Annotated in this window: 19 protein-coding genes; 10 read left to right on the top strand and 9 right to left on the bottom strand. The window is 67.7% G+C overall.

Going from position 1 to position 21,999, the window contains the following annotated elements; all coding sequences use genetic code 11:
- Window positions 1-1,494: a CoA-acylating methylmalonate-semialdehyde dehydrogenase gene (locus NCO8_RS09735; protein WP_067638291.1), complete on the top strand. Its 1,494-nt coding sequence runs from the start codon at window positions 1-3 to the stop codon at window positions 1,492-1,494.
- A 24-nt stretch (window positions 1,495-1,518) separates the two neighbouring features.
- Window positions 1,519-2,961 (top strand): NCS1 family nucleobase:cation symporter-1, encoded by a 1,443-nt coding sequence (locus tag NCO8_RS09730; protein ID WP_067638289.1) that lies wholly within the window; start codon window positions 1,519-1,521, stop codon window positions 2,959-2,961.
- A 46-nt stretch (window positions 2,962-3,007) separates the two neighbouring features.
- Here NCO8_RS09730 and NCO8_RS09725 read toward each other — a convergent pair whose 3' ends face one another.
- Window positions 3,008-3,490 (bottom strand): nitroreductase family deazaflavin-dependent oxidoreductase, encoded by a 483-nt coding sequence (locus NCO8_RS09725; protein WP_067638286.1) that lies wholly within the window; start codon window positions 3,488-3,490, stop codon window positions 3,008-3,010.
- Between the two features lie 280 nt (window positions 3,491-3,770).
- Here NCO8_RS09725 and NCO8_RS09720 point away from each other — a divergent pair, with 280 nt between their 5' ends.
- The gene (locus tag NCO8_RS09720; protein ID WP_067638285.1) at window positions 3,771-5,090 is read left to right on the top strand and encodes a family 1 glycosylhydrolase; all 1,320 of its coding nucleotides are present in this window, start codon (window positions 3,771-3,773) and stop codon (window positions 5,088-5,090) included.
- 37 nt (window positions 5,091-5,127) lie between these two features.
- Window positions 5,128-5,853, top strand: a complete 726-nt coding sequence (locus tag NCO8_RS09715) for a TetR/AcrR family transcriptional regulator (RefSeq protein ID WP_067638282.1) — start codon at window positions 5,128-5,130, stop codon at window positions 5,851-5,853.
- Window positions 5,854-5,859: 6 nt separating this feature from the next.
- Here NCO8_RS09715 and NCO8_RS09710 read toward each other — a convergent pair whose 3' ends face one another.
- The 3 genes from NCO8_RS09710 to NCO8_RS09700 form a co-directional block, all read right to left on the bottom strand.
- Window positions 5,860-6,858 carry an AurF N-oxygenase family protein gene (locus NCO8_RS09710; protein WP_067638280.1) on the bottom strand — a complete coding sequence of 333 codons (999 nt, stop codon included), beginning with the start codon at window positions 6,856-6,858 and terminating at the stop codon, window positions 5,860-5,862.
- A gap of 128 nt (window positions 6,859-6,986) precedes the next feature.
- Complete coding sequence (locus NCO8_RS09705; protein WP_067638278.1) at window positions 6,987-7,577, bottom strand: hypothetical protein; 591 nt, start codon at window positions 7,575-7,577, stop codon at window positions 6,987-6,989.
- Between the two features lie 148 nt (window positions 7,578-7,725).
- Window positions 7,726-8,433, bottom strand: a complete 708-nt coding sequence (locus tag NCO8_RS09700; protein ID WP_067638276.1) for a MerR family transcriptional regulator — start codon at window positions 8,431-8,433, stop codon at window positions 7,726-7,728.
- Between the two features lie 101 nt (window positions 8,434-8,534).
- On the opposite strand from NCO8_RS09700, the gene NCO8_RS09695 reads away from it, so the two are divergent.
- Window positions 8,535-10,259 (top strand): GMC oxidoreductase, encoded by a 1,725-nt coding sequence (locus tag NCO8_RS09695; RefSeq protein WP_067638274.1) that lies wholly within the window; start codon window positions 8,535-8,537, stop codon window positions 10,257-10,259.
- Window positions 10,260-10,318: 59 nt separating this feature from the next.
- Here NCO8_RS09695 and NCO8_RS09690 read toward each other — a convergent pair whose 3' ends face one another.
- From NCO8_RS09690 to NCO8_RS09680, 3 genes are all read right to left on the bottom strand, one after another.
- A complete protein-coding gene (locus NCO8_RS09690; protein WP_067638272.1) occupies window positions 10,319-11,206 on the bottom strand; it encodes a DUF5995 family protein in 888 nt (295 codons plus the stop codon).
- A gap of 149 nt (window positions 11,207-11,355) precedes the next feature.
- Window positions 11,356-12,114, bottom strand: a complete 759-nt coding sequence (locus NCO8_RS09685) for a DUF8017 domain-containing protein (RefSeq protein WP_067638270.1) — start codon at window positions 12,112-12,114, stop codon at window positions 11,356-11,358.
- Window positions 12,115-12,875: 761 nt separating this feature from the next.
- Window positions 12,876-13,799 carry an IclR family transcriptional regulator gene (locus NCO8_RS09680; protein WP_210739947.1) on the bottom strand — a complete coding sequence of 308 codons (924 nt, stop codon included), beginning with the start codon at window positions 13,797-13,799 and terminating at the stop codon, window positions 12,876-12,878.
- A gap of 69 nt (window positions 13,800-13,868) precedes the next feature.
- Between NCO8_RS09680 and cysD the strand changes: the two genes are divergently transcribed.
- From cysD to NCO8_RS09655, 5 genes are read left to right on the top strand one after another with little or no spacing between them, the layout of a single operon-like run.
- Entirely contained in the window at window positions 13,869-14,774 is a 906-nt protein-coding gene (gene cysD / locus NCO8_RS09675) for a sulfate adenylyltransferase subunit CysD (protein ID WP_174550314.1), read from the top strand.
- A complete protein-coding gene (gene cysC, locus NCO8_RS09670) occupies window positions 14,774-16,633 on the top strand; it encodes an adenylyl-sulfate kinase (protein ID WP_067638268.1) in 1,860 nt (619 codons plus the stop codon). The genes cysD and cysC overlap by 1 nt, the downstream gene beginning before the upstream one ends.
- Complete coding sequence (locus tag NCO8_RS09665; RefSeq protein WP_067638267.1) at window positions 16,630-17,844, top strand: hypothetical protein; 1,215 nt, start codon at window positions 16,630-16,632, stop codon at window positions 17,842-17,844. The genes cysC and NCO8_RS09665 overlap by 4 nt, the downstream gene beginning before the upstream one ends.
- Window positions 17,841-18,611, top strand: a complete 771-nt coding sequence (locus tag NCO8_RS09660) for an SDR family oxidoreductase (protein ID WP_067638265.1) — start codon at window positions 17,841-17,843, stop codon at window positions 18,609-18,611. Before NCO8_RS09665 ends, NCO8_RS09660 begins: the two co-directional genes overlap by 4 nt.
- Before the next feature lie 16 nt (window positions 18,612-18,627).
- Window positions 18,628-19,761: a sulfotransferase family protein gene (locus tag NCO8_RS09655; protein WP_067638263.1), complete on the top strand. Its 1,134-nt coding sequence runs from the start codon at window positions 18,628-18,630 to the stop codon at window positions 19,759-19,761.
- A gap of 17 nt (window positions 19,762-19,778) precedes the next feature.
- Here the strand turns inward: NCO8_RS09655 and NCO8_RS09650 are convergent, their stop codons facing one another.
- Together NCO8_RS09650 and NCO8_RS09645 are read right to left on the bottom strand one after the other, a co-directional pair.
- On the bottom strand, window positions 19,779-20,525 hold the full coding sequence (locus NCO8_RS09650) for a 3-hydroxybutyrate dehydrogenase (protein ID WP_067638261.1): 747 nt from the start codon (window positions 20,523-20,525) through the stop codon (window positions 19,779-19,781).
- The gene (locus NCO8_RS09645) at window positions 20,522-21,895 is read right to left on the bottom strand and encodes an MFS transporter (RefSeq protein WP_067638259.1); all 1,374 of its coding nucleotides are present in this window, start codon (window positions 21,893-21,895) and stop codon (window positions 20,522-20,524) included. Before NCO8_RS09645 ends, NCO8_RS09650 begins: the two co-directional genes overlap by 4 nt.
- Window positions 21,896-21,999 lie beyond the last annotated feature (104 nt).

Here is a 21,999-nt window from a genome sequence, read left to right as displayed (position 1 = left end):
ATGACACAGATTCTCGAGCACTGGATCGACGGCAAGGCCTGGTCGGGCGAATCCACCCGCACCGCACCGGTTTTCGACCCAGCCCTCGGCACACCCCAACGTGAGGTGCGCATGGCGACCGCCACCGACGTCGGCACCGCCGTCGCCGCGGCGGCCGCCGCCCTGCCCCAGTGGCGCGACAGTTCGATCGCCACCCGCAGCAGGTTCCTGCTCACCTTCCGGGAACTGCTCAACGCCCGCAAAGACGACCTCGCCCAGATCCTCACCGCCGAACACGGCAAAGTCCTCAGCGACGCGGGCGGCGAGATCGCCCGGGGACTCGAGGTCGTCGAATTCGCCCTCGCCATGCCACAACTGCTCAAAGGCGAATTCAGCCAGAACGTCTCCACCGACGTCGACGTATACTCGGTGCGCGAACCGGTCGGGGTGGTCGGGATCATCAGCCCGTTCAACTTCCCCGCCATGGTTCCGCTCTGGTTCTTCCCGATCGCCATCGCCGCGGGCAACACCGTCGTCCTCAAGCCCAGCGAGAAGGACCCCTCGGCCGCGAACTGGCTCGCCGAACTCGCCGCCGAAGCGGGTCTGCCCGCGGGCGTCCTCAATGTGGTCCACGGCGACAAGGAAGCCGTCGACGCCCTACTCGTCCACCCGGACGTCGCCGCGATCTCCTTCGTCGGCTCCACCCCGATCGCGCGCTACGTCTATCAGACCGCCGCCGCCAACGACAAACGAGTACAGGCACTCGGCGGGGCCAAGAACCACATGCTCGTGCTGCCCGACGCCGACCTCGACCTCGCCGCCGACGCCGCCGTCAACGCCGGCTTCGGCTCGGCGGGCGAACGATGCATGGCGGTGAGCGCCCTGCTCGCCGTCGACAGCATCGCCGACGAACTCGTCGCCAAGATCGCCGAACGCATGGGCGAACTGCGCACCGGCGACGGTCGCCGAGGCTGCGACATGGGACCGCTCATCACCCGCGAACACCGCGACAAGGTGGCCGGCTACCTCGACGTGGCCGCCACCGACGGCGCCACCATCGTCGTCGACGGCCGCGAAACCAGCATCGACGGTGCGGCCGAAGGGTTCTGGCTCGGCCCGACCCTCATCGACAACGTCCCGACCAGCTCCGCCGTGTACCAGGACGAGATCTTCGGCCCGGTCCTCTCCGTCGTCCGGGTGAGCGGCTTCGAGGAGGGCATCGAACTCATCAACAGCTCCCCCTACGGCAACGGGGTCGCGATCTTCACCAACGACGGTGGGGCCGCACGGCAATTCCAGCGCCGCGTCACCGTCGGCATGATCGGCATCAACGTCCCCATCCCGGTGCCCGTCGCCTACCACAGCTTCGGCGGCCACAAAGCGTCGATCTTCGGCGACGCGAAAGCCTACGGACCGCAGGGCTTCTCGTTCTTCACCCAGGAGAAGGCGATCACGTCGCGCTGGCTCGACCCGAGCCACGGCGGCATCAACCTCGGGTTCCCCCAGCACAGTTAGCAGTAGTAGTAGAGAGATAATGCGATGACAGAAACACAGGTCCACGCGCCCGAAGGCGCGGGACGACACTCGCAGCTGGTCAACGACGACTTGGCGCCCACTACCAAGGAGACGGCGACCTGGCGCACCTGGGACCTGTTCTGTCTCTGGATGACCTCGGCCCACAGCATCGCCAGCTACGGCTTCGCCGTCGGCATGCTCGCCCTCGGCATGACCGGCTGGCAGACCATGCTCGCCCTGTTCGCCGGTGTGCTGATGCTGTGGCTCGGGAGCAACCTCGTCGGTGTCGCGGGTCAGAAGGTCGGGGTCCCGTTCCCGGTCTTCGCCCGCGCCACCTTCGGCGTGTTCGGCGCCAACATTCCCGCCCTGCTCCGCGCGCTCGTCGCGATCTTCTGGTACGGCATCCAGACCTATCTCGCCTCCACCGCCGTGATCGTGCTGATCCTGCGGGTGTCGCCAGGTCTCGAGTCGTGGACGAAACCCAGCTTCCTCGGGCTGTCCGCGCTCGGCTGGATCGCGTTCCTGGTGCTGTGGACGGTGCAGCTCATGATCATCAGCTACGGCATGGAGATCGTGCGCAAGGCCTCCGACTTCGCCGGACCGGTCGTGTGGATCGGCATGATCGCCCTCGCCGTGTGGATCATGAGCGAGGCCGACTGGAGTATCGACCTCAATGCCCGTGCGGGTGAAGCACTCTCGAGCGGACAGACGGTGTCGGCGTTCATCGGGGTCGCGTTCCTGATGGTCGCGTTCATGGCCGGACCGCTCGTGAACTACGCCGACTTCGCCCGGTTCTCGCCCAGTCAGAAGGCCATCCGGCGCGGCAACGCCTGGGGCATCCCCTTCAACGAGACCGCGTTCGTCGTCATCTCGATCATCATCTCCCTCGCCACCCTGAAGGTGTACGGGGAAGTGCTGTCGGACCCGGTGGAACTCGTCGCCCACATCGACAACGACGCGATCGTCATCATCTCGGCCGTGCTGTTCGCCATCGCGACCGTCGGCATCAACGTGGTGCTGAACTTCGTCTCCCCCGCCTACGACATCTCCAACGCCGCACCGAAGTACATCTCGTTCCGCACCGGCGGCATCATCACCGCCGTTCTGTCGATCGTCGTGCTGCCCTGGAAGCTGTGGGCCAACCAGGACTTCATCGTCTACTTCCTCGGCGGTGTCGGTGCCCTCATGGGGCCCGTGTTCGGCATCCTGGTCGTCGACTACTACCTGGTTCGCAAACAGCGCACCGAGGTGCCCGAGCTCTATTCCGGCGCGACCGACGGCACCTACTTCTACACCCGGGGCTTCAACCCGCGAGCGCTCGTCGCGCTGCTCATCGCCGGTGCGGTCAGCGTCGTCGTGGCCCTTGTTCCCGATTCCGCCTCGGTCACGGCGCTGTCGTGGCCGGTCGGCGCGGCACTCGGTGCGGCCGTCATGTACGGCCTGAGCCGCAAACCCGCGCAGGTCTGAACCCGTGGCTGTGCCCCGGCGACAACGACCGTCGCCGGGGCAGTCGTCAGACGATCCGGTCGAGCCGGAAGATTCGGAACTCGCGCCCGCCGGCGAGCTCATACTCCATCTCGTAACCAGGCCAGAACTCCACGACCTGATCCCACACCCGCTTACGCTCCACCCCGGTGATCTCCGTGACCGACACCGGAAACGCCGCACTGCCGTTGAACCGCACCGACGCCGTGCGCGCGGCACGCAGGTTCGCCGACCAAGCCGGATGCTCGGGCTTGCCCCAGTTGGAACCGACGAGGAAGAACCCGTCGCCGTCGGGCACACACAGCAGCGAGGTCGTACGCGGCACACCGGACTTGCGGCCGACCACGGTCACCTCGATCGACGGCAGACCGGCCAGATCCAGGACACCCCAACGCCCACCGGAGAACCGGCGAAGCAACCGCTCGGCGGGCAACACGACACTCGCCCCCCGCATCACCCAGGCTTGTGCTCCGAACACGCGCGCCACACGGGGCAAGGGATTCCACACCATCCCCGAATCCTGGCTCGAGCTCACCGGATTGACGAACCCACAGGGTGTGCTTGAGAGGCATTTCACTCCCTCGTCCTTGCTGGTGGTTTATTCGTGGGCACATGTATCGGAGGTGAGTTCAGGGGTCGGTGGTGATGGGTTTATATAATACGATGCGCATATCTGAGTAACCGAATGTAATAAATGGTCGTTCGCCTCGCTGACGCAATTCCCGGACTACCGCTCGTCGATGCCGCACACTGGACTCCCCTCCCCTCCCATTCCAGCCGCCAGGAGTGCCATGCCCTCCCCCAGCCGCCGCAGGATCCTCGCCACGATCGCCGTTGTCTTCGCCGCGCTCGCGGGAAGCGCCTCCCCCACTACCGCCCGACCACCGGCACCCGATCAGTTGGCACCGATGAGCCCCGCCTTCCTCTGGGGCGTGGCCGCTTCCGGGTTCCAGGCCGAAGGCGACGCACCGGACAGCAACTGGCGCCGCTACGCGGAGTCCGGCAGCACCGAGCATCCGTACCTGAACTCGGTCGACTTCCGCCAGCGGTTCCGGTCGGATATCGCACTCGCGGCCGACCTCGGCGTGCGCGTGTACCGCATCGGCATCGAGTGGGCGCGGGTGCAGCCTCGACCCGGCGTCTGGGACGAGGCAGGTCTCCGGTTCTACGACGAGGTCGTCGGGGCGATCGTCGCGGCGGGCATGCGACCGATGCTCACCCTCGATCACTGGGTCTATCCCGGCTGGGTAGCGGATCGCGGCGGCTGGCGGGATCCGCGCATCGTGGCCGACTGGCTGACGAACGCGCGAAGCATCGTCGACCGCTTCGCCCACACGGACCCGCTGTGGGTGACGTTCAACGAGCCGATGGTGTATCTGGCCAACGAACTACGCCATGGCGGGCTCGCCCCCGCCGACGCACCGAGCATGGTCGATCGAATCGCACAGGCCCACAACGGCATCCACGAGTACATCCACTCCGTGCAGCCGGGCGCCATGGTCACGAGCAACGTCGCCCACCTGCCCGCCGTCGACGACGCGGTGAACGGCCCGCTGCTGGACCGCATCTCGGCGCGCCTGGACTACATCGGGATCGACTACTACTACAGCTTCTCCCCCGCCGAACCGCGCATCCCCGACCCCGGCAAGCTCTGGACCATGCCGTTGCATCCCGAGGGTATCTACTACGTCCTCGAGAACTACGCCCGCAAGTTCCCCGGCCGCCCGCTCTACATCGTCGAGAACGGGATGCCCACCGAGAACGGGCTGCCACGCCCCGACGGCTACACCCGCGCCGATTCGTTGCGCGACACCGTGTACTGGCTGCAGCGGGCCGTGGCCGACGGCATCCCACTGCTCGGCTACAACTACTGGAGCCTCACCGACAACTACGAATGGGGTTCCTACACACCACGATTCGGCCTCTACACCGTCGACGTGCTGACCGATCCCACACTCACCCGCAAGCCCACCGACGCTGTCGCGGCCTACCGGGAGATCACCGCCGCGGGCGGCGTCGGCGACGACTATCGCCCGACACGAGCGCCTGCGCCCTGTTCGGTGGTGAACGGGGTGGCCAGTTGCACCGATCCGGTGACAGTCCCTCGGTAACAGTTCGATACCGGATCGTGTGCTTTACACTCAGGCGGTGTCGAGCGCAACGTCACGACCAGCCCGCGCCGTGAGCGGCAGACAAGCCCGGTGGCAGCCGCACAACGACAGCCGCCGGGAGCGGATCGTGCAGGCGGCGATCGAATTGATCGAGCAGGCGCCGCCGGGTGTCGAGGTGCCGATCGTCCAGATCGCCGAACATGCCGGGCTCGCGAAATCCGTTGTGTACCGGCAGTTCGCGGGCCGCGACGAACTCGACCGGCGCATCCGCAGCGATATCACCGACCGGTTCGTCGGCGATATCGAAGATGCGCTCGACATCGGCGACGGTTCCATCCACCAGATCCTGGTTCGCACGGTCGATGCCGTCGTCACGTGGGTCACCGAGCATCCACGACTGCACGAATTCCTGCGCACCGGGCCGTCGGAGGCCGATCCGGACGTCGACGCGATGAGTTCGCTCATCGCGACACTCGCCGCCTCGACCCGCGCGCTGGTCACCGGACTGGCCGGGGTGGTGGGTGTGGCCGACGACGGCTCGGCCGACGCGATGACCTTCGCGATCGTCTCGATGACCGAGGCGACGGTCACCCGCTGGGCCAACGACCCCGCCCCGGTCCTGTCCAGACAGCAGCTGATCGAGGAGGTCGCCTCCTACGCCTGGCACGTGGTCGACGGCGTAGCCCGGCGCCACGGACTCACCCTCGACGCCGAACAACCCCTCACCACGGTCATCACCCAGCTGATGACCAACGGCGATTGAGGCGGCTCACGCCGCCCTGCGCGCACTCCGCTCCGGCTCGCTGCGGTAGCGCGACAGCGGCCCGTCGATGCCGAGCGCCTTCCATACCTGCTTGGCGACGGGGTTCATCATGCCCAGGTCGTCGGCCAGCTTCCGCACGTCGGCGAAGTAGCCCGCCAGGACGTGCTGCGAGTGCTCCGACTTCCAGAAGGCCTCACGGATGACCTCGCGCGGGATGTCGAACTGCTTGGCGAACGAACGGGGCGGAGCCATGATCTCGCCGGCCAGCCAGCGCATCGCGATCGGGAACGCCACCGAACACACGCCGCGGTTGAACTTGCCCATCCGCCCGATGTGGGCGGCGAGGAAGTCGTGGGCGAAGGAGATGTGCCGCGCTTCCTCGGCGATGTGGATCTCCATGGTGCGCACCACCATCGGCGGCAGGTTCGCGCCCGCGCGGAGCATGGCCTTCTGATAGTGGTCGATCGGTTCCTCGCCGCCGAGGATGCCGATGAACAGGATCGTGTGCGCGTAGCCGCCCGCCACGCCGATGAACGGCGAGAGTGCCTTGAACAAGGGCCGCATGCCGGGTACATCCACACCGATGCGGTTCACCAGTTCCTGGAACATCTGGATGTGGTTGCACTCTTCGGTCATCTCGTGCAAGCAGTACCGGAACTCGGGAGAGCCGTTCGGCAGCTTCATGATGTACTGCATCATCCCGCGGATCAGGATGCTCTCGAACGCCGCGCCGACCCTGATCGCGTTCGCGGTGCGCCACTTGCCGATCTCGATCTGCCGCTCCAGCGGCTGCTCGCGGTACCACCGCGTGGCACCGAGCGGATCGTATTCGGACGACAACACCCAGCGCGGGTCGTTCGGGTCGAGAGCCAGCTCCGGCGAATCCCAGTCGATATCGAGGTAGGGATCGAAATGCCGGTCGACGGACCCCTGAGACAGGGTCGCCAGGGCATCGCGGTATTCCTCGCTGATGAGTCCGCCACGGCTCGATTCGGTCAGCGTCATCGGTGCCTCCTCGGTTCGCGTCGATGCGCACGGCAGTGTCAACCGTCACATCGTCGTACTCAGAGTAACTGAGACTCGAGGTCTCACACAACCCCCGTGCGCGGCGCGTCCGAATCGAGATCGATGATCTATTCGACCAGCAGAACAACCAGTTGACGGGCCAGTTCCGCGTCCGCGGGGCCGCCGCGCCAGATCAGTGGGCGACGGGGATCGAGGCGGTCGAGCGCATCGGGCAGGGAGCTGAACACCCGCTCCGCGCGGACTACGCATACCTGGGGCATGTCTTCCGACACGGCGGGACCGCCGTCCACTTCCAGGGCGAGCGAACCGGTCGAGGCATCGCCGGCGACAGCGTCGCGGACTACCGCGTCGCCATTGCTCGCCGCGCCGCCCCCGTGCACTACGGCGTGACCCGGCGCGCCGGCCCAATGGTCGAGCCACGCCGGACCGGGCTCGACGGCGGCGAGTACGGTGCGCACGCTCATCCCGTAGAGCACGTCGGCCACGGCGGCGGGCAGACCCGTGGTGTCGACCAGGCGCACCAGCGAGCCCTGCTCGCGCAGCCGTTCGACGAAGCGGGCGAGTACGGCGGCGCGTTCGGCCGGGTCGGCGTCGGCCGGGCGACCCGATGAGCGACGAACCGTCACCCGTCGCGCGTCGTCGGGTAGGTCGAGCAGCCCGTCGCGGACGCGGCGCAAGATCTCCTCGCGAGAATTCACTCGGGCACCCCCCGTTCGGCGGCGGTACCGGTGGGCCCGCCGTTCACACATCTCTCACCCCACATACCGCAGGAATCACCTCCTTCGCTACCGTACCGACCGGTCCCTCGGGAGTAGCGACGGCGCCACGTGGGGAAAGTCATGTCGATCAGCCGACCGGGGGTGAGCCCGCCGTCTCCCGGCGCGCCTCGGCAGCCTCCTCGGCGGCCCGGTTCACCTCGGCGGCCAGCGTGGTGCCACCGACCTCCCAGGCCATGGCGAGCAGCCGTTCGCGGAAGCGGGTCAGGTCGACACCGAGGTCCTCGCCGGCGTAGCCGCCCGCCGCGTCGCGGACCGCGCGGACCACCTCGTCGGCAAGCGCGGCCATCCGCGAGCGGATCATGGTGCGCAGTTCGCCGCTGAGCGGGATGTCGATACCGACGTCGTAGAGGACGAGGGCGCCCTTGAGCATCGGGCGGTCCGGCACGTACCACCGTTCGCCGCGGCGCTCCAGATAACCGACGGCGATCAGTTCGGTCAGCACGTCCGAGCCACGGTCGCCGAGCAGGGCGGCGAGTTCGGCGTCGTCGATCTCCGCGCTGCGTTGCGCGGCCTGGGCCGAACGCGGGTCGAACAGCGTGCGCCAGTTGCCGCTGGTCGGTTCGGCGTCGAAGACCTCACGGATGGCGTCGAGCCGCAATCCGCGGCCCTGCATGGCGACGATGTCGCGCAATCGGTCCAGATGCTCGTCGGAATACACCACTTCCTTGCCTGCGCGCCCGGGCTTGGGCAGGACGCCGAGCGAGTGGTAATAGCGGATCGTGCGCGCCGCGACGCCGCTGGCGTCGGCGAGTTCCGCGCGGGTGTATCGAGGCACGCGACCAGCATAGGGGCCGGGCCCCGTGCGGACTTTGACAGTGCTGGCTGTCGGCGTTAGCGTTACCGGCGTCACTGTCGACATCATCGAGGAGCTCTTCTATGTCCGAGCGAACCACCGACTTCGACGTCTTGATCGTCGGTTCCGGATTCGGCGGCAGTGTCACCGCGCTGCGACTGGTGGAGAAGGGCTACAAGGTCGGCGTGCTGGAGGCGGGCCGCCGCTTCGCCGACGACGAACTGCCGAAAACCAGCTGGGACCTGCGTAAATTCGTGTGGGCACCCAAGCTCGGCTGCTACGGCATCCAGCGCATCCACCCGCTGCGCGACGTGCTCATCCTCGGCGGCGCCGGTGTCGGCGGTGGTTCGCTGAACTACGCCAACACCCTCTACGTTCCGCCGGAGCCGTTCTTCCAGGACGCGCAGTGGCGCGACATCACCGACTGGCGAGCCGAACTCACGCCGTACTACGAGCGGGCCAAGAAGATGCTCGGCGTGGTGCAGAACCCGCACATGACGCCCGCCGACGAGATCTTCAAGGCCGTCGCCGAGGACATGGGCGTGGGCGACACCTTCGTCCAGACGCCGGTCGGTGTCTTCTTCGGTGAGCCGGGCAAGACCGTCGCCGATCCGTACTTCGGCGGGGCAGGCCCCGAGCGCACCGGCTGCATCGAATGCGGTGACTGCATGGTGGGCTGCAAGTTCGGCGCCAAGAACACGCTGGTGAAGAACTACCTCTACCTCGCGGAAAAGGCGGGCGCACAGGTCATTCCGATGACTACCGTTTCGGCGCTGCGTCCGCTGCCCGACGGCACGTGGGACGTCGCCACCGAGCGCACCGGCGCCTGGGTGCGCAAGGACCCCAAGACCTACACCGCCAAGCAGGTGGTGCTCGCCGCGGGCACGCTCGGCACCCAGAAGCTGCTGCACGCGATGCGCGACGAGGGTGCGCTGCCCAAGATCTCCGACCGGCTCGGCCTGCTCACCCGCACCAACTCCGAGTCCATCGTCGGCGCGGCGACCAAGACGCTCGCGCCCGGCCAGGACTTCACCAAGGGTGTCGCGATCACGTCCTCGATCCACCCCACCCCCGACACCCATGTCGAACCGGTCCGCTACGGCAAGGGCTCCAACTCGATGGGCATGCTGCAGACCCTGATGGTCGACGGCGGCGGGCGCGTGCCGAGGTGGCTGCGGTTCCTGTGGCTGGTGATCACTCACCCGCTCACCTTCTTCGGCTTCATGAGCGTGCGGAACTGGAGCGAGCGCACCATCATCTCGCTGGTCATGCAGCACCTGGACAACTCCATCACCACCTACACCAAGCGCGGGCTGTTCGGTCGCAAGCTCACGTCCAAACAGGGCCACGGGCAACCGAATCCGACGTGGATCCCGGCGGGCAACGAGGTGACGCGCCGGGTGGCGGACAAGATCGGCGGCGTCGCGGGTGGTACCTGGGGCGATGTGTTCAATGTGCCGATGACGGCGCACTTCCTGGGTGGTGCGGCGATCGGTGCCGATCCGGAGCACGGCGTGATCGACGCCTACCACCGCGTGTTCGGCTACCCGACGCTCAGCGTTGTCGACGGTGCGGCGGTGTCGGCCAATCTCGGGGTGAACCCGTCGCTGACGATCACCGCGCAGGCCGAGCGTGCGGCCGCCTACTGGCCCAACAAGGGTGAGGTCGACACCCGCCCCGCACAGGAAGCGGGCTACCGCCGGATCGACCCGGTCGCGCCGAAGCAGCCGGTGGTCCCCGCGGGTGCGCCCGCCGCGCTGGTCTTGCCGATCGTCGAGATCCGCAATCCGGAGAAGACAGCGGGCTGACAACCGAAACAAGGCCCCGGACAAGCGGTTTCGCACCGCCGGTCCGGGGCTTTGTTCGTTCAGAGGGCGTTGATGCGCGCCAGCGCCTCGAACGCCAGATCGGCGGCCTGCCACAGCGCGGCGACCTCGGCCCGGATCGTGGGCGCCAGCGCGGGGTCCTGAAGCGCGAGTCCGTTGCTGAAGATCACCACGTTCGCACCGAGGTCGGCGGCGATCAGCATCTGTTCGGTGGCCACACCCGCGCCGAACAGCTGATCGAGGCCCTCCCCCACGAAATAGAACCGCCACAGCGGCCCGAGGTCGGCACCGTAGACGGCTTTGGTCCGGTCGACGATCACCTCACCGACCGAGGCGATGCCTGCGACGATCTTGAAATAGTCCGGTGCGTGCTCGGGACGACTCCCGACGGCGGCCACCGAATACGTCAGGTCGACGGTCAGGTGCGCGTTGTAGCCGGCCATCGCCGTGCGTGCCCGCGAGGCGCCGCAGTCCTTGGCGAGGGCGAAATAGTGCGCCCACTGCGGTTCGACGACGCCGCCGGAGAATTCGGCGTGCAGATTGTCGAGGAAGCGGCGCAGCAGTTCGATACTGATGGAGTGCGCGTATTCGCGGTCGAGGAAGGCCGCGGGATCTCGTTGCATCGGCATCACCGCGGTGGATTCCACGCCGTCGAGGCCGATCGCGAACAGCCCACGCAGATCCCGGTGCTCGACGAGGATCTCGGTGATCCGGTGATGCCTGTCGACGGCGTCCTCCAGCCGGGCCAGGGTATCGCCGCCCGCTATCTCGGAAGTGTCCGAGAGCCGGGCGATCTCGCCGATATCGGCCTGCGAGAGGGTCGAGCCGCACGCGGTGTCGGTTACCGCGCCGGCCGGTCCCGCGACCAACCCGGGCAGAGCCATGATCCCGACCGCGACAGCCGCGACTATTCCACTCCCGATACGCATCCTGCGATTCCACCATCTCCCGCCCCGATCCGCTGTGCGACGCACCCGGATCGACAAGTTCGCCGAGGCGTGCAGGTGCCACGGAAACTGCTGACCAGCAGGCCCGTTCAGTAGCGGGCCTGCTGCGGCAGCCCAAGTGTTCGCGGCCGTCAGATCAGGCGGATGCTCGCGATCATCTTCTTGGCGTCGTCGGCGGACAGTTCGCCGGTGGTGCCTCGGTCGACCAGGATGGCCATGACCATCGGCAGACCCGCCGACTTCTCGAAGGCGAAGGTGTACACGGAGTACGTGGTCGTGGTGCAACCCGGTCGCGCCGGTGTCCACGAGCCCGAGCTCTCGACGAACTGCCCGGTCAAGCCGCTCTTGGTGGTGAGCGACGTGGGGGCGGTGATTTTGCCACCTGTCGAATCGGAGTAGCCGCCCTCGGCCGCGATCCTGGCCGCGGTGGTCGCGGCCTCGGGCAGTGTGTTCTCCGTACTGAGGGCGATCCCCGCGAGTCCTCGGTAGGCCGAACCGGGACAGTAGTTCTCGCCTTCGGAGGCCTTTCCGGTACCCGCGAACATTCCGCTCAGACCGAGGATCACCACCGAGTCCGACTCCGAGGCGATCTGCCAACTCGACGGCACGTCGTAAGCGATGCGCTCGTCAGCGAGCAGCACACCCTTCCAACCCGGCGTCACCGGTGCGGTGCTGGTGCCGGTGGGCGGCGCGGTCTGCGTGGTGGTCGTCGGCGCGGCGATCGCCGCCTCGTCATCGCCACGGGTTCCGATCACCACCGCGGTCACGATCACCACGGCCAGCACCAGCACCACGGCCCCGATCCCGATCAGCAGACCGGCATTACCCTTGCGCGGCGGCTGCGGCGCATACCCATAGGTCTGCCCGTGGTGCGGAAACGGCAGAGACATGCTCGGCCCGAGCCCCTGCTGCGGAATTCCATGCTGCGAGTCGGGAATTCCGTATCCACCCGGCTGCCCATAACCCTGTGGCGCCCCAGGGTAGCCCTCCGGCCCCGGCAGCATTCCCGGCTGCGGGCCCGGCATTGCCCGGTAGAGCACAGGCTGCTGGAATGCCCCGGACCCCTGCTGTCCGGATGCCTGCGGGAAGGCCTCCGACCCCTGCGGCGTACCGGGCTGCGGAAACGCACCTGACCCCTGCGGCACACTCGATTGAGGGAACACCCCCAAGCCGTGCGGTTGCTGAAACGGACCAGGCCCCTGTGGAGCGAGGATCGTCGGATCCCCGTGCGGTGGTTGCGGAATCGCGGGCTGAGAAGTAGACCCGGACGACGCCGGATACTCGCCCGGCGGCGGCGCGAACGCACCCGGCTGCCCACCCACACCGTCCGGCGGATCCGCGGGTGCCCCCTCGGACGCACCCGGCGCCCCCGCCGACTCCCACCAGCGATCGACGTTGTCTGCCACGTCCCAGTCCTTCCTCACACCCGCCTCGCCGATCTCCCTCGAGCAGGCGTCCCGCTCAGCGTAACGGCGCAACCCCGCCGACGAGAGCCGCGCGTGCCTCTGCAGGTACCTGCCATCCCACTCATGGACGGCTGATCACCACGCTCCTATGGCGCGAAATCGGCCGAAATTCCGCCATGAGAGCGTGGTGGTCTTGGTCTAGGCGCATGCCCGTCCCGACGTGCGGAGAGGGGCCGATCGGGCGACTAGAGCGTGGACGACGTGATCTGGTCGGCCGCGGCGGTGGTGGCGGCTCCGAGGGCGGTGACCTGGGCGGCGGTGAGGCGGGAGTCGGGGCAGGTTACTACCGAGGCGATGACGGTCCCGGTGGAGTCGCGGATGGGGGCGGCGACGGTGAGGACGGCGTTGTCGGGCCCGAGCTCTCCGGGCAGGTAGTCGATCGTGATGAGTTCGGTGATCACCGAACCGAGCTGGGCGCGCAGGGCGGCGGTGATCGGTGTGTCACGCAGGGCCGCAAGGGCTTCCAGCATCGGTGTCGAATCGTCGACCAGGCGCTCGACGGAATAGCCGCGGGCGCGGATCTCGGTGAGGACGTGTGCGAGGCGCTCACGGTGTGTGGGGTCGGCGTTGGCGAGCCAGGCGCGTTGTTCGGATACCGGTGCCCAGGCGACGAATTCGCGGCAGACGGGTGGGGCGAGCGGCAGCCGACGGCCGGGCCGGATCCAGGTCGCCGACGGGTCGCCGACGAGTTCGGTGACCACGATGTTCGCCCCGTCGCGTTCGGCGAGGAAGACCGGTGCCGACACCTGGTCCGACAGCGCGCGCAGGACGGGGGCGGCGGTGCGGCGCAGTGGGAACGCGGCTTCGGCGCGACGGGCGACGGTGAGCAGCCGCAGGCCGATGCCGTAGCAGCCGTCGCCGTCGCGCACGGTCCACCCGTCGGCGGTGAGCTGGGTGAGCACGGCGTGGGCGGTGGCGCGGGAGATCCCGGCTTCGCGCACGATGCGGGCCAGCGTGAGCCGCTCGGTGGCGTGGCGCGAGAGCAGCTCGAGCACCTTCACCACCCGCTGGGTCGGGGCCGAGACAACGCTCGAATCCGGTTCGGCCGACGCCGGATCCGACGTCACCTCTTGACCGGTGCTCTCGGCCCGGCTTATCGTCGGTGTCATAATACCGAACGATAGCGTCGATTATTCGACAGCGCAACCCCGGGCGTGAGCCCGCCGGGAAGGTGGACAGTGCAGACGGGATACGAGTTGACGCACCTGGCGGCCCTGGAGGCCGAAGCGGTGCACATCCTGCGCGAGGTGGCGGCCACCTTCGAACGACCGGTGCTGCTGTTCTCCGGCGGGAAGGATTCGGCGGTGCTGCTGCATCTGGCGCGGCGCGCGTTCTGGCCCGCGCCACTGCCGTTCCCGCTGCTGCACGTGGACACCGGCCACAATTTCGACGAGGTGCTCGCGTTCCGCGACCGCACCGCCGAGCGCACCGGCGCCCGCCTGCTCGTCGCGAAGGTCCAGGACGACATCGATGCGGGCCGCGTGGTCGAACGCCCCGGCGGCACCCGCAACCCCTTGCAGACCACCACCCTGCTGCGCGCCATCGGCGAGCACCGTTTCGACGCCGTGTTCGGTGGCGCACGCCGCGACGAGGAGAAGGCACGCGCCAAGGAACGGGTGTTCAGCTTCCGCAACCGTTTCGGCGAATGGGAGCCGCGCGCCCAGCGTCCCGAGGTGTGGAACCTCTACAACGGCAGGCACCAGCCGGGCGAGCACATCCGGGTGTTCCCGCTGTCGAACTGGACCGAGCTCGACGTGTGGGAATACATCGACCAGGCGGCCGTCGAGCTGCCCTCGCTGTACTACGCGCACCGCAGGCGGGTGATCGAGCGCGACGGAATGCTGCTGTCCGCGACCCGTTTCGTCACCGAGGCACCCGGCGAGCGCGCCTTCGAGGCCACTGTGCGTTTCCGCACCGTCGGCGATGCCACGTGTACCGGCTGTGTCGAAAGCACCGCCACCACCCCGACGCAGGTGATCGCGGAGATCGCGGCCACCCGGCTCACCGAGCGCGGCGCCACCCGCGCCGACGACCGGATCTCCGAGACCGGGATGGAAGACCGCAAGCGAGAGGGCTATTTCTGATGCGCCGCAACCTGTTACGCCTGGCCACCGCGGGCAGCGTGGACGACGGGAAGTCCACCCTCATCGGTCGCCTGCTCTACGACTCGAAGTCCCTGTTCGACGACCAGCTCGCCAACATCGAGCGCCTCAGCACCGAAAGGGGCAGTGCCACCACCGATCTCGCGCTGCTCACCGACGGTTTGCGGGCCGAACGCGAGCAGGGCATCACCATCGATGTCGCCTACCGCTACGTGACCACCCCGCGCCGCAAGTTCGTCATCGCCGACACTCCGGGTCATGTGCAGTACACGCGCAATATGGTGACCGGCGCGTCCACCGCCGATCTCGCCCTGATTCTGGTCGACGCCCGCACCGGCGTCAGCGAGCAGACCCGCCGTCATGCCTTCCTCGCCACCTTGCTCGGCGTCCCGCATCTGGTGGTGTGCGTGAACAAGATGGACCTGGTCGACTGGTCGGAGGAACGTTTCACCGAGATCAGGGAGGAATTCTCCGCGTTCGCCGCGAAATTGACCGTCGGAGACCTCAGTTTCGTACCCGTCTCGGCCCTGCACGGCGACAACGTGGTCGACAGCTCACCGCATCTGGCCTGGTATCCGGGTCCGCCGCTGCTGCGTCACCTCGAAGACGTGCACATCGCCTCGGACCGCAACCTCATCGACGCACGGCTCCCCATCCAGTACGTGATCCGCGCCGAGCAGGGATCGGCGCAACGCAGTTACGCGGGCACCGTGGCGGGCGGCATCTTCAAACCGGGCGACGAGGTGGTGGTCCTGCCCGCCGGTCACGCCTCGCATGTGCGGGAGATCTGGGGACCGGGCGGCACCAAGGTCGAGGAGGCGTTCACCGGGATGGCGATCTCGCTGACCCTCGAGGACGACATCGACATCGGCCGGGGTGACCTGCTCGCCCGCCCGGGCAACTCCCCGCACCAGAGCACCGAACTCGACGCCATGCTGTGCTGGTTCTCCGAGACCGCCCGGCTGCGCGCCGGCGACAGCCTGCTCGTCCGCACGGCCGCGCAGACCGCGCAGGCCGAGGTCGTGGCCATCGACTACCGGCTCGACGTGAATACCCTGCACCGCGTGTCGGAGGTGGAGGCGTTGTCGCTCAACGACATCGCCCGGGTCCGGTTGCGTGCCCGTCGTCCGCTGCTGTCGGATCCGTACCGGGAGAACCGGCGCACGGGCAGCTTCATCCTCATCGATCCGCGCACCGACGAGACGGTCGCGGCAGGGATGGTCACCGGTCGCGAAACGGTCGAGGTGTCGAGCACACGCACCGGTCCGGTGACGTGGCATCGCTCGGCGGTGACGCGTGCCGAGCGCACACACCTCGGGGCGACGATCTGGCTGACCGGCCTGTCGGGTTCGGGGAAGTCGACCGTCGCCGTGGAACTCGAACGCCTGCTCGTCGAAGCCGGGCGCCCCGCCTACCTGCTCGACGGCGACAATCTGCGCCACGGCCTCAACTCCGGACTCGGCTTCTCCCCCGCCGATCGGGACGAGAACGTGCGCCGGGTCGCCGAGGTCGCCGCCCTGTTCGCCGACTCCGGAACGGTCGCGGTCGTGTCGGTCATCAGCCCGTTCGCCGCGCAACGCGACCACGCCCGCACCGTGCACACCGACCGGGAGCTGCCATTCCACGAGGTGTTCGTCGACACCCCGCTGGCCGAATGCGAACGCCGCGACCCGAAGGGCCTCTACGCCAAGGCCCGTGCGGGCGAGCTGCCCGGTTTCACCGGCATCGGCTCTCCCTACGAGCGGCCCGCGCAACCCGACTTGGTCATCACCCCCGACCTCGGCTCCCCCGCCGAGATCGCCGCCCATATCCTCCGAGAGCTAGGGATCACAGTCCGTTGAACCAACCGAGTACCACCACCGCCGACACGGGCGCACCGCCTGATTCGCTCACCGCCCCGTTCCTCGCCGCTGTCGCGCAGGCCGAAACGCTGATCGCCGGTGCGGAATTCGTGCGCAGCGACGCCGACCGCGCCGAAGGCTACGACTACCTGGCCGCCGGTATCGCCGCCTGCCTCCGCCTCTCGGGGGCCCACGGCACCTCGCACCCCTACTTCGTGTCTTCCACCGGCCCGTACGCCAAGATGGGCCTGGACAACCCGGACACCCTCTACTACCACGCGAATATCGAGCCGACGGCCGAGTATGTGGTGAGCGGGGTGCGTGGCAGCACCGTCGACCTGAGTTTTCAGGTGCTCAAGGGTGACTACACAGCCACCGACGTGCCCGGTGGTGCCGATGCCTTCGACGACCGACGAATCCCGATCGCCCCGGACGGCAGCTTCTCGATCCGGTTCGGTCCGGCGAAAGCCGATGCGGGCGAGGACTATTTCCCGCTCGGCGAGGGCGCCTCGATGCTCGCGGTCCGCGAGGTCTACAGCGACTGGACCGAACGCAAGGGCTCCATCCGCATTGAACGGGTCGACACCGTCGGCACCGCACCGGACGAACCGGATCTGGCCCGGTTGCGCAAGCGCTACCGGGCCGCCGGGAACATGCTGCTCACCCGGGTGCACACCTGGTTCAACTTCCCCAAGTGGTTCTATCTCGACCTGCCGGTGAACACCCTCACCGCACCGCGGCTCACCCCGGGCGGTCTCAGCACCCAGTACTCCTCGGTGGGACATTTCGACCTCGCCGACGATCAGGCCCTGGTGATCACGGTGCCGAAATCCGACGCGCCGTATCAGGGGTTCCAGCTGGGCAGCCTCTGGTACATCTCACTGGATTACGTGAACCATCAGACGAGCCTCAATCATGCCCAGGCACAGGTGGATCCGGACGGCATGATCCGCATGGTGGTGAGCAACCGCGATCCCGGCATCACGAACTGGATCGAGACCACCGGCCGCACGCGGGGCATTCTGCAGTTCCGGTGGCAGCGCACCGATCGGCCGATGACCGAAGCCGACGGCCCGGGTGTGGAACTCGTCGACGTCGCCGATGTCGCCGCGCACCTGCCGTACTACGACAACAACCGGATCGACGCCGCCGCGTGGCGTGACCGGATCGCCGCCCGGCAGCGGGCTTTCGCCGAGAGGATGTTGGGATGAGCCTGCTGGACGGGAAAGTTGTCGTCGTCTCCGGTGTGGGGCCGGGGCTCGGCCGGTCGATCTGCACCGAAGCCGCGGCGGCGGGTGCGAAGGTGGTCCTCGCAGCTCGCACCGAATCGCGGCTGCAGGAGGTGGCCGCCGAGATCGACGGCGAAACGCTCTGTGTGCCTACCGATATCACCGACGACACCGCGGTGCAGCACCTCGTGTCGCGCACGGTCGAGAAATTCGGTCGAGTCGACGCACTGGTGAACAACGCCTTCTCGGTGCCCTCGATGAAGCCGCTCGAACGCACCGACTACGACCAGATCCGCGACAGCCTCGATCTCACCGTGCTCGGCGGTCTGCGGATGACGCAGGCGTTCACGCCCGCCCTGTCGGAGTCCAACGGCGCCGTGGTGATGATCAATTCGGCGGTGGTGCGCCACAGCGAACCCCGCTACGGCAGCTACAAGCTCACCAAGGCCGCGCTGCTGGCGATGTCGCAGACCCTCGCCACCGAACTGGGCGGCAAGGGCATCCGGGTGAACAGTGTGCTGCCCGGCTACATCTGGAGCGACCAGTTGAAGTGGTACTTCGGCCAGATCGCCGAGAAGTACGGCATCACCGTCGACCAGGTCTACGAACAGACCGCTGCCCGTTCCGATCTGAAGCGGCTGCCCGAGCCGGCCGAGATCGCCCGCGCCGTGGTGTTCCTCGCCTCGGACTGGGCGAACGCGATCACCGGCCAGACCCTCGACGTCAACTGCGGCGAATACCATAACTGATCAGGAGTTTCCCTCGATGACTGTGCGCACCGATGTCGGCACCGTAGCCGACCTGCACGCCTCGGCAACCAAACTCACCGGCCTCACCGATTTCGGCTCCGACGATTACACCGAAGCCCTCGGGGTGCTGCTCGATTCCTATCGCGACGAGGCCGGGCTCACCGAGCTCGGGTCCAAGATGTCGCGGTTCTTCCTGCGCGGCACCTTGGTCGCTCGTGCGCTGAGCGAGGCCGCGTGGGCCGCGAATCCGGGTTTCGCCGAAACACCGGTCACCCGACCGATTTTCGTCACCGGGTTGCCGCGCACCGGCACCACCGCACTGCACCGCCTGCTGGCGGCCGACCCCGCCAACCAGGGGCTGGAGATGTGGCTGACGGACTTCCCGCAGCCCCGCCCGCCACAGGAGAGTTGGGCGGACAATCCCGCCTATCAGCAGATCGATGCGGGGCTGCGTCAGCATCAAGTGCAGAACCCGGAATTCATGGGCCTGCATTACATGAGCGCCGCCGACGTCGAGGAATGCTGGCAGTTGCTCCGCCAGTCCGTGATGTCGCACTCCTACGAGTGTCTGGCCTACCTGCCGAGCTATTCGCAATGGCTCACCACTCAAGACTGGACGCCCGCCTATGCCCGGCACCAGCGCAACCTGCAGCTCATCGGGATGAACGACGCCCGCCGGTGGGTGCTCAAGAATCCCAGTCACCTGTTCTGTCTGGACGCCCTGCTCGCCGTCTACCCCGACGCGGTCGTCATCCAGACCCATCGCGACCCCGCGACCGTGATCCCCTCGGTCTGCAGCCTCAACGAGCACGCCACCCGTGGCTGGTCGACCGTCTTCACCCCGGAGGTCATCGGCCGCACGCAACTCGACCTGTGGTCGCGCGGGTTGCGCGAGTTCACCGCCGCGCGCGCCCGCCACCCCGAGGCCCACTTCATCGATATCGACTTCGACGACCTGCGCTCCGACCCCGTGGGCACCGTCGAGACGATCTACCGGTCGATCGGCACCGAGCTCACCCCGCAGGCCCATGCGGCCGTCCTCGCCCTGGACGCCGAAAGCCGCACGGGCGCACGCAAACCCACCCACCACTACTCACTCGCCGACTACGGACTCACCGAGGACATGGTCGCCGAGCGCTTCTCCGGCTGATCGCGGGGACGGCGGGTCTAGCGGGCGCTCCACCCGCCGTCCATCACATACGACGACCCGGTCACCATGCCCGCCGCGTCCGAGGCCAACCACGCCACCAGCTGGGCCACCTCCTCGGGCTCGATCAGGCGTTTGATCGCGCTCTCGGTGAGCAGCACCTGTTCGACCACCTGCTGTTCGGGGATGCCGTGGACGAGGGCCTGGTCGGCGATCTGCTTGTCCACCAACGGTGTTCGCACATATCCGGGGTTCACGCAGTTGCAGGTGACGCCGTGCGGGCCGCCCTCGAGCGCCGTCACCTTCGACAGACCCTCCAGCCCGTGCTTGGCCGTGACGTAGGCGACCTTGAACCGGGAGGCACGCAGCCCGTGCACCGAGGAGATGTTGACGATGCGGCCGAACCCGTTGCGGTACATGTGCGGCAATGCCGCGCGGATCAACAGGAACGGCGCCTCCACCATCAGCGTTTGCATGGTCCGGAACCGTTCGGGCTCGAACTCCTCGATGGGGCTGACGGTTTGGATACCCGCGTTGTTGACGAGGATGTCGGTGTCCAGGCGCAGCTCGACGAGTGCGTCGACGTCACGCAGGTCGACACACCAGGCGTGGCCGCCGATCTCGTGGGCGACGGCTTTCGCGCCGTCACCGTCGAGATCGGCGACGGTCACCTCGGCGCCGCGGGCGGCGAGGACCCGCGCGCACGCGGCGCCGATCCCGCTCGCGGCGCCGGTGACCAGCGCGGTGCGACCGGTGAGGTCACTCATGCCGCGAGCCTTTTCGGTGCGTCGGTGTCGGCCAGATCGACCGTTTCCAGGTCGATCCCGCGCGTCTCCCGCGCACACAGCACCGCGATCACCGTGACCGTCGCCGCCACCGCGAGATAGACCGCGATCGGCACCGACGAACCATAGGAGTCGAGCAGGCGCACCGCGATGATCGGCGCCAGCGAACCGGCCACGATCGAGGTCACCTGATATCCCAGCGACACACCGGAATACCGCATTCGGGTGGGGAACATCTCGGCCATCATGGCGGGCTGACCGGCGTACATGAACCCGTGGAAGACGAGGCCGACGATGATGGCGGACAGGATCACCACGCTGTGCCCGCTGTCCATCATCGGGAACGCGAAGAACCCCCACGTTCCGCCTGCGACGGCACCGGCCAGGTACACCGGCCGACGCCCGATCCGGTCACCGAGGTATCCGGCGAGCGGGATCACCGCGATGTGTACGGCGTGGGCGACGAGCAACCACCACAGGATCGTGGTCGTATCGGCGTGTACCTGCACCTTGAGGTAGGTGATGGAGAAGGTGACCACCAGGTAGTACATGATGTTCTCGCCGAAGCGCAGCCCCATGGCAGTGAAAACCCCACGCGGGTAACGGCGCAACACCTCGAACGGGCTGAACGAGGTGGCCTTGGTGTGCTCGAGCGCCTGCTGGGCGGCCAGGAAGATCGGCGCGTCGGTCACCTTCGTCCGCACGTAGTAGCCGACGAGCACCACCACCGCCGACAGCCAGAACGCGACCCGCCAACCCCAGCTCAGGAACGCCGCGTCCGACAGCGTCGAGGTTAGCACCAGCAGCACGATGGTGGCGAGCAGATTGCCCGCGGGCACTCCCGCCTGCGGCCAGCTCGACCAGAAGGCGCGGCTGCGGCTGGGGCTGTGCTCGGCGACCAGCAGCACCGCGCCGCCCCATTCACCACCGACCGCGAAGCCCTGGACGAAACGCAGTGTGACGAGCAGTGCCGGCGCCCAGTAACCGATCTGGGCGAAGGTGGGCAGACAGCCCATCAGGAACGTCGCCGCGCCGACGAGCACGAGACTCGTCTGCAGCAGCTTCTTGCGCCCGTATCGGTCACCGAAATAGCCGAAGACGATGCCGCCGAGCGGGCGCGCCGCGAAACCGACCGCATAGGTGACGAACGCGGCGAGGATCGCGTCCAGGTCGCTGGTCCCCTTCGCGAAGAACACCTTGCTGAACACCAGGGTGGCGGCGGTGCCGTAGAGGAAGAATTCGTACCACTCGACGACGGTGCCGGCCATCGAGGCGGTCACCACCCGCCGTAGCCCGGATGGTGTCTCCTCCGGTGTGTCACCGGTGGGCCGGGTCGTGCTGCTGACGCTCATCGCACTACTCCTTCACGCGCTGTGAGCTGACTCACATTCCATGCGAGGAGTATTCGTGCAGAAGCATTTCGGTCGCAATGCCCAGTTTCGCAGCGGCAATCTGC

It is taken from the genome of Nocardia coubleae NBRC 108252 (assembly GCF_001612805.1).
In the GTDB taxonomy this organism is placed as follows: Bacteria; Actinomycetota; Actinomycetes; order Mycobacteriales; family Mycobacteriaceae; genus Nocardia; species Nocardia coubleae.
This window is presented reverse-complemented; position numbering and strand designations above follow the sequence as displayed.

Coding starts and splice junctions, on each gene's coding strand:
- NCO8_RS09710 (WP_067638280.1), bottom strand. CDS start 6,858: ATGACGCTGACCGAATCGAGCCGTGGCGGACTCATCAGCGAGGAATAC.
- cysC (WP_067638268.1), top strand. CDS start 14,774: ATGCGCCGCAACCTGTTACGCCTGGCCACCGCGGGCAGCGTGGACGAC.
- NCO8_RS09685 (WP_067638270.1), bottom strand. CDS start 12,114: ATGTCTCTGCCGTTTCCGCACCACGGGCAGACCTATGGGTATGCGCCG.
- NCO8_RS09645 (WP_067638259.1), bottom strand. CDS start 21,895: ATGAGCGTCAGCAGCACGACCCGGCCCACCGGTGACACACCGGAGGAG.
- NCO8_RS09660 (WP_067638265.1), top strand. CDS start 17,841: ATGAGCCTGCTGGACGGGAAAGTTGTCGTCGTCTCCGGTGTGGGGCCG.
- NCO8_RS09695 (WP_067638274.1), top strand. CDS start 8,535: ATGTCCGAGCGAACCACCGACTTCGACGTCTTGATCGTCGGTTCCGGA.
- NCO8_RS09650 (WP_067638261.1), bottom strand. CDS start 20,525: ATGAGTGACCTCACCGGTCGCACCGCGCTGGTCACCGGCGCCGCGAGC.
- NCO8_RS09730 (WP_067638289.1), top strand. CDS start 1,519: ATGACAGAAACACAGGTCCACGCGCCCGAAGGCGCGGGACGACACTCG.
- NCO8_RS09655 (WP_067638263.1), top strand. CDS start 18,628: ATGACTGTGCGCACCGATGTCGGCACCGTAGCCGACCTGCACGCCTCG.
- NCO8_RS09725 (WP_067638286.1), bottom strand. CDS start 3,490: ATGGTGTGGAATCCCTTGCCCCGTGTGGCGCGCGTGTTCGGAGCACAA.
- NCO8_RS09735 (WP_067638291.1), top strand. CDS start 1: ATGACACAGATTCTCGAGCACTGGATCGACGGCAAGGCCTGGTCGGGC.
- NCO8_RS09680 (WP_210739947.1), bottom strand. CDS start 13,799: ATGACACCGACGATAAGCCGGGCCGAGAGCACCGGTCAAGAGGTGACG.
- NCO8_RS09690 (WP_067638272.1), bottom strand. CDS start 11,206: ATGCGTATCGGGAGTGGAATAGTCGCGGCTGTCGCGGTCGGGATCATG.
- NCO8_RS09720 (WP_067638285.1), top strand. CDS start 3,771: ATGCCCTCCCCCAGCCGCCGCAGGATCCTCGCCACGATCGCCGTTGTC.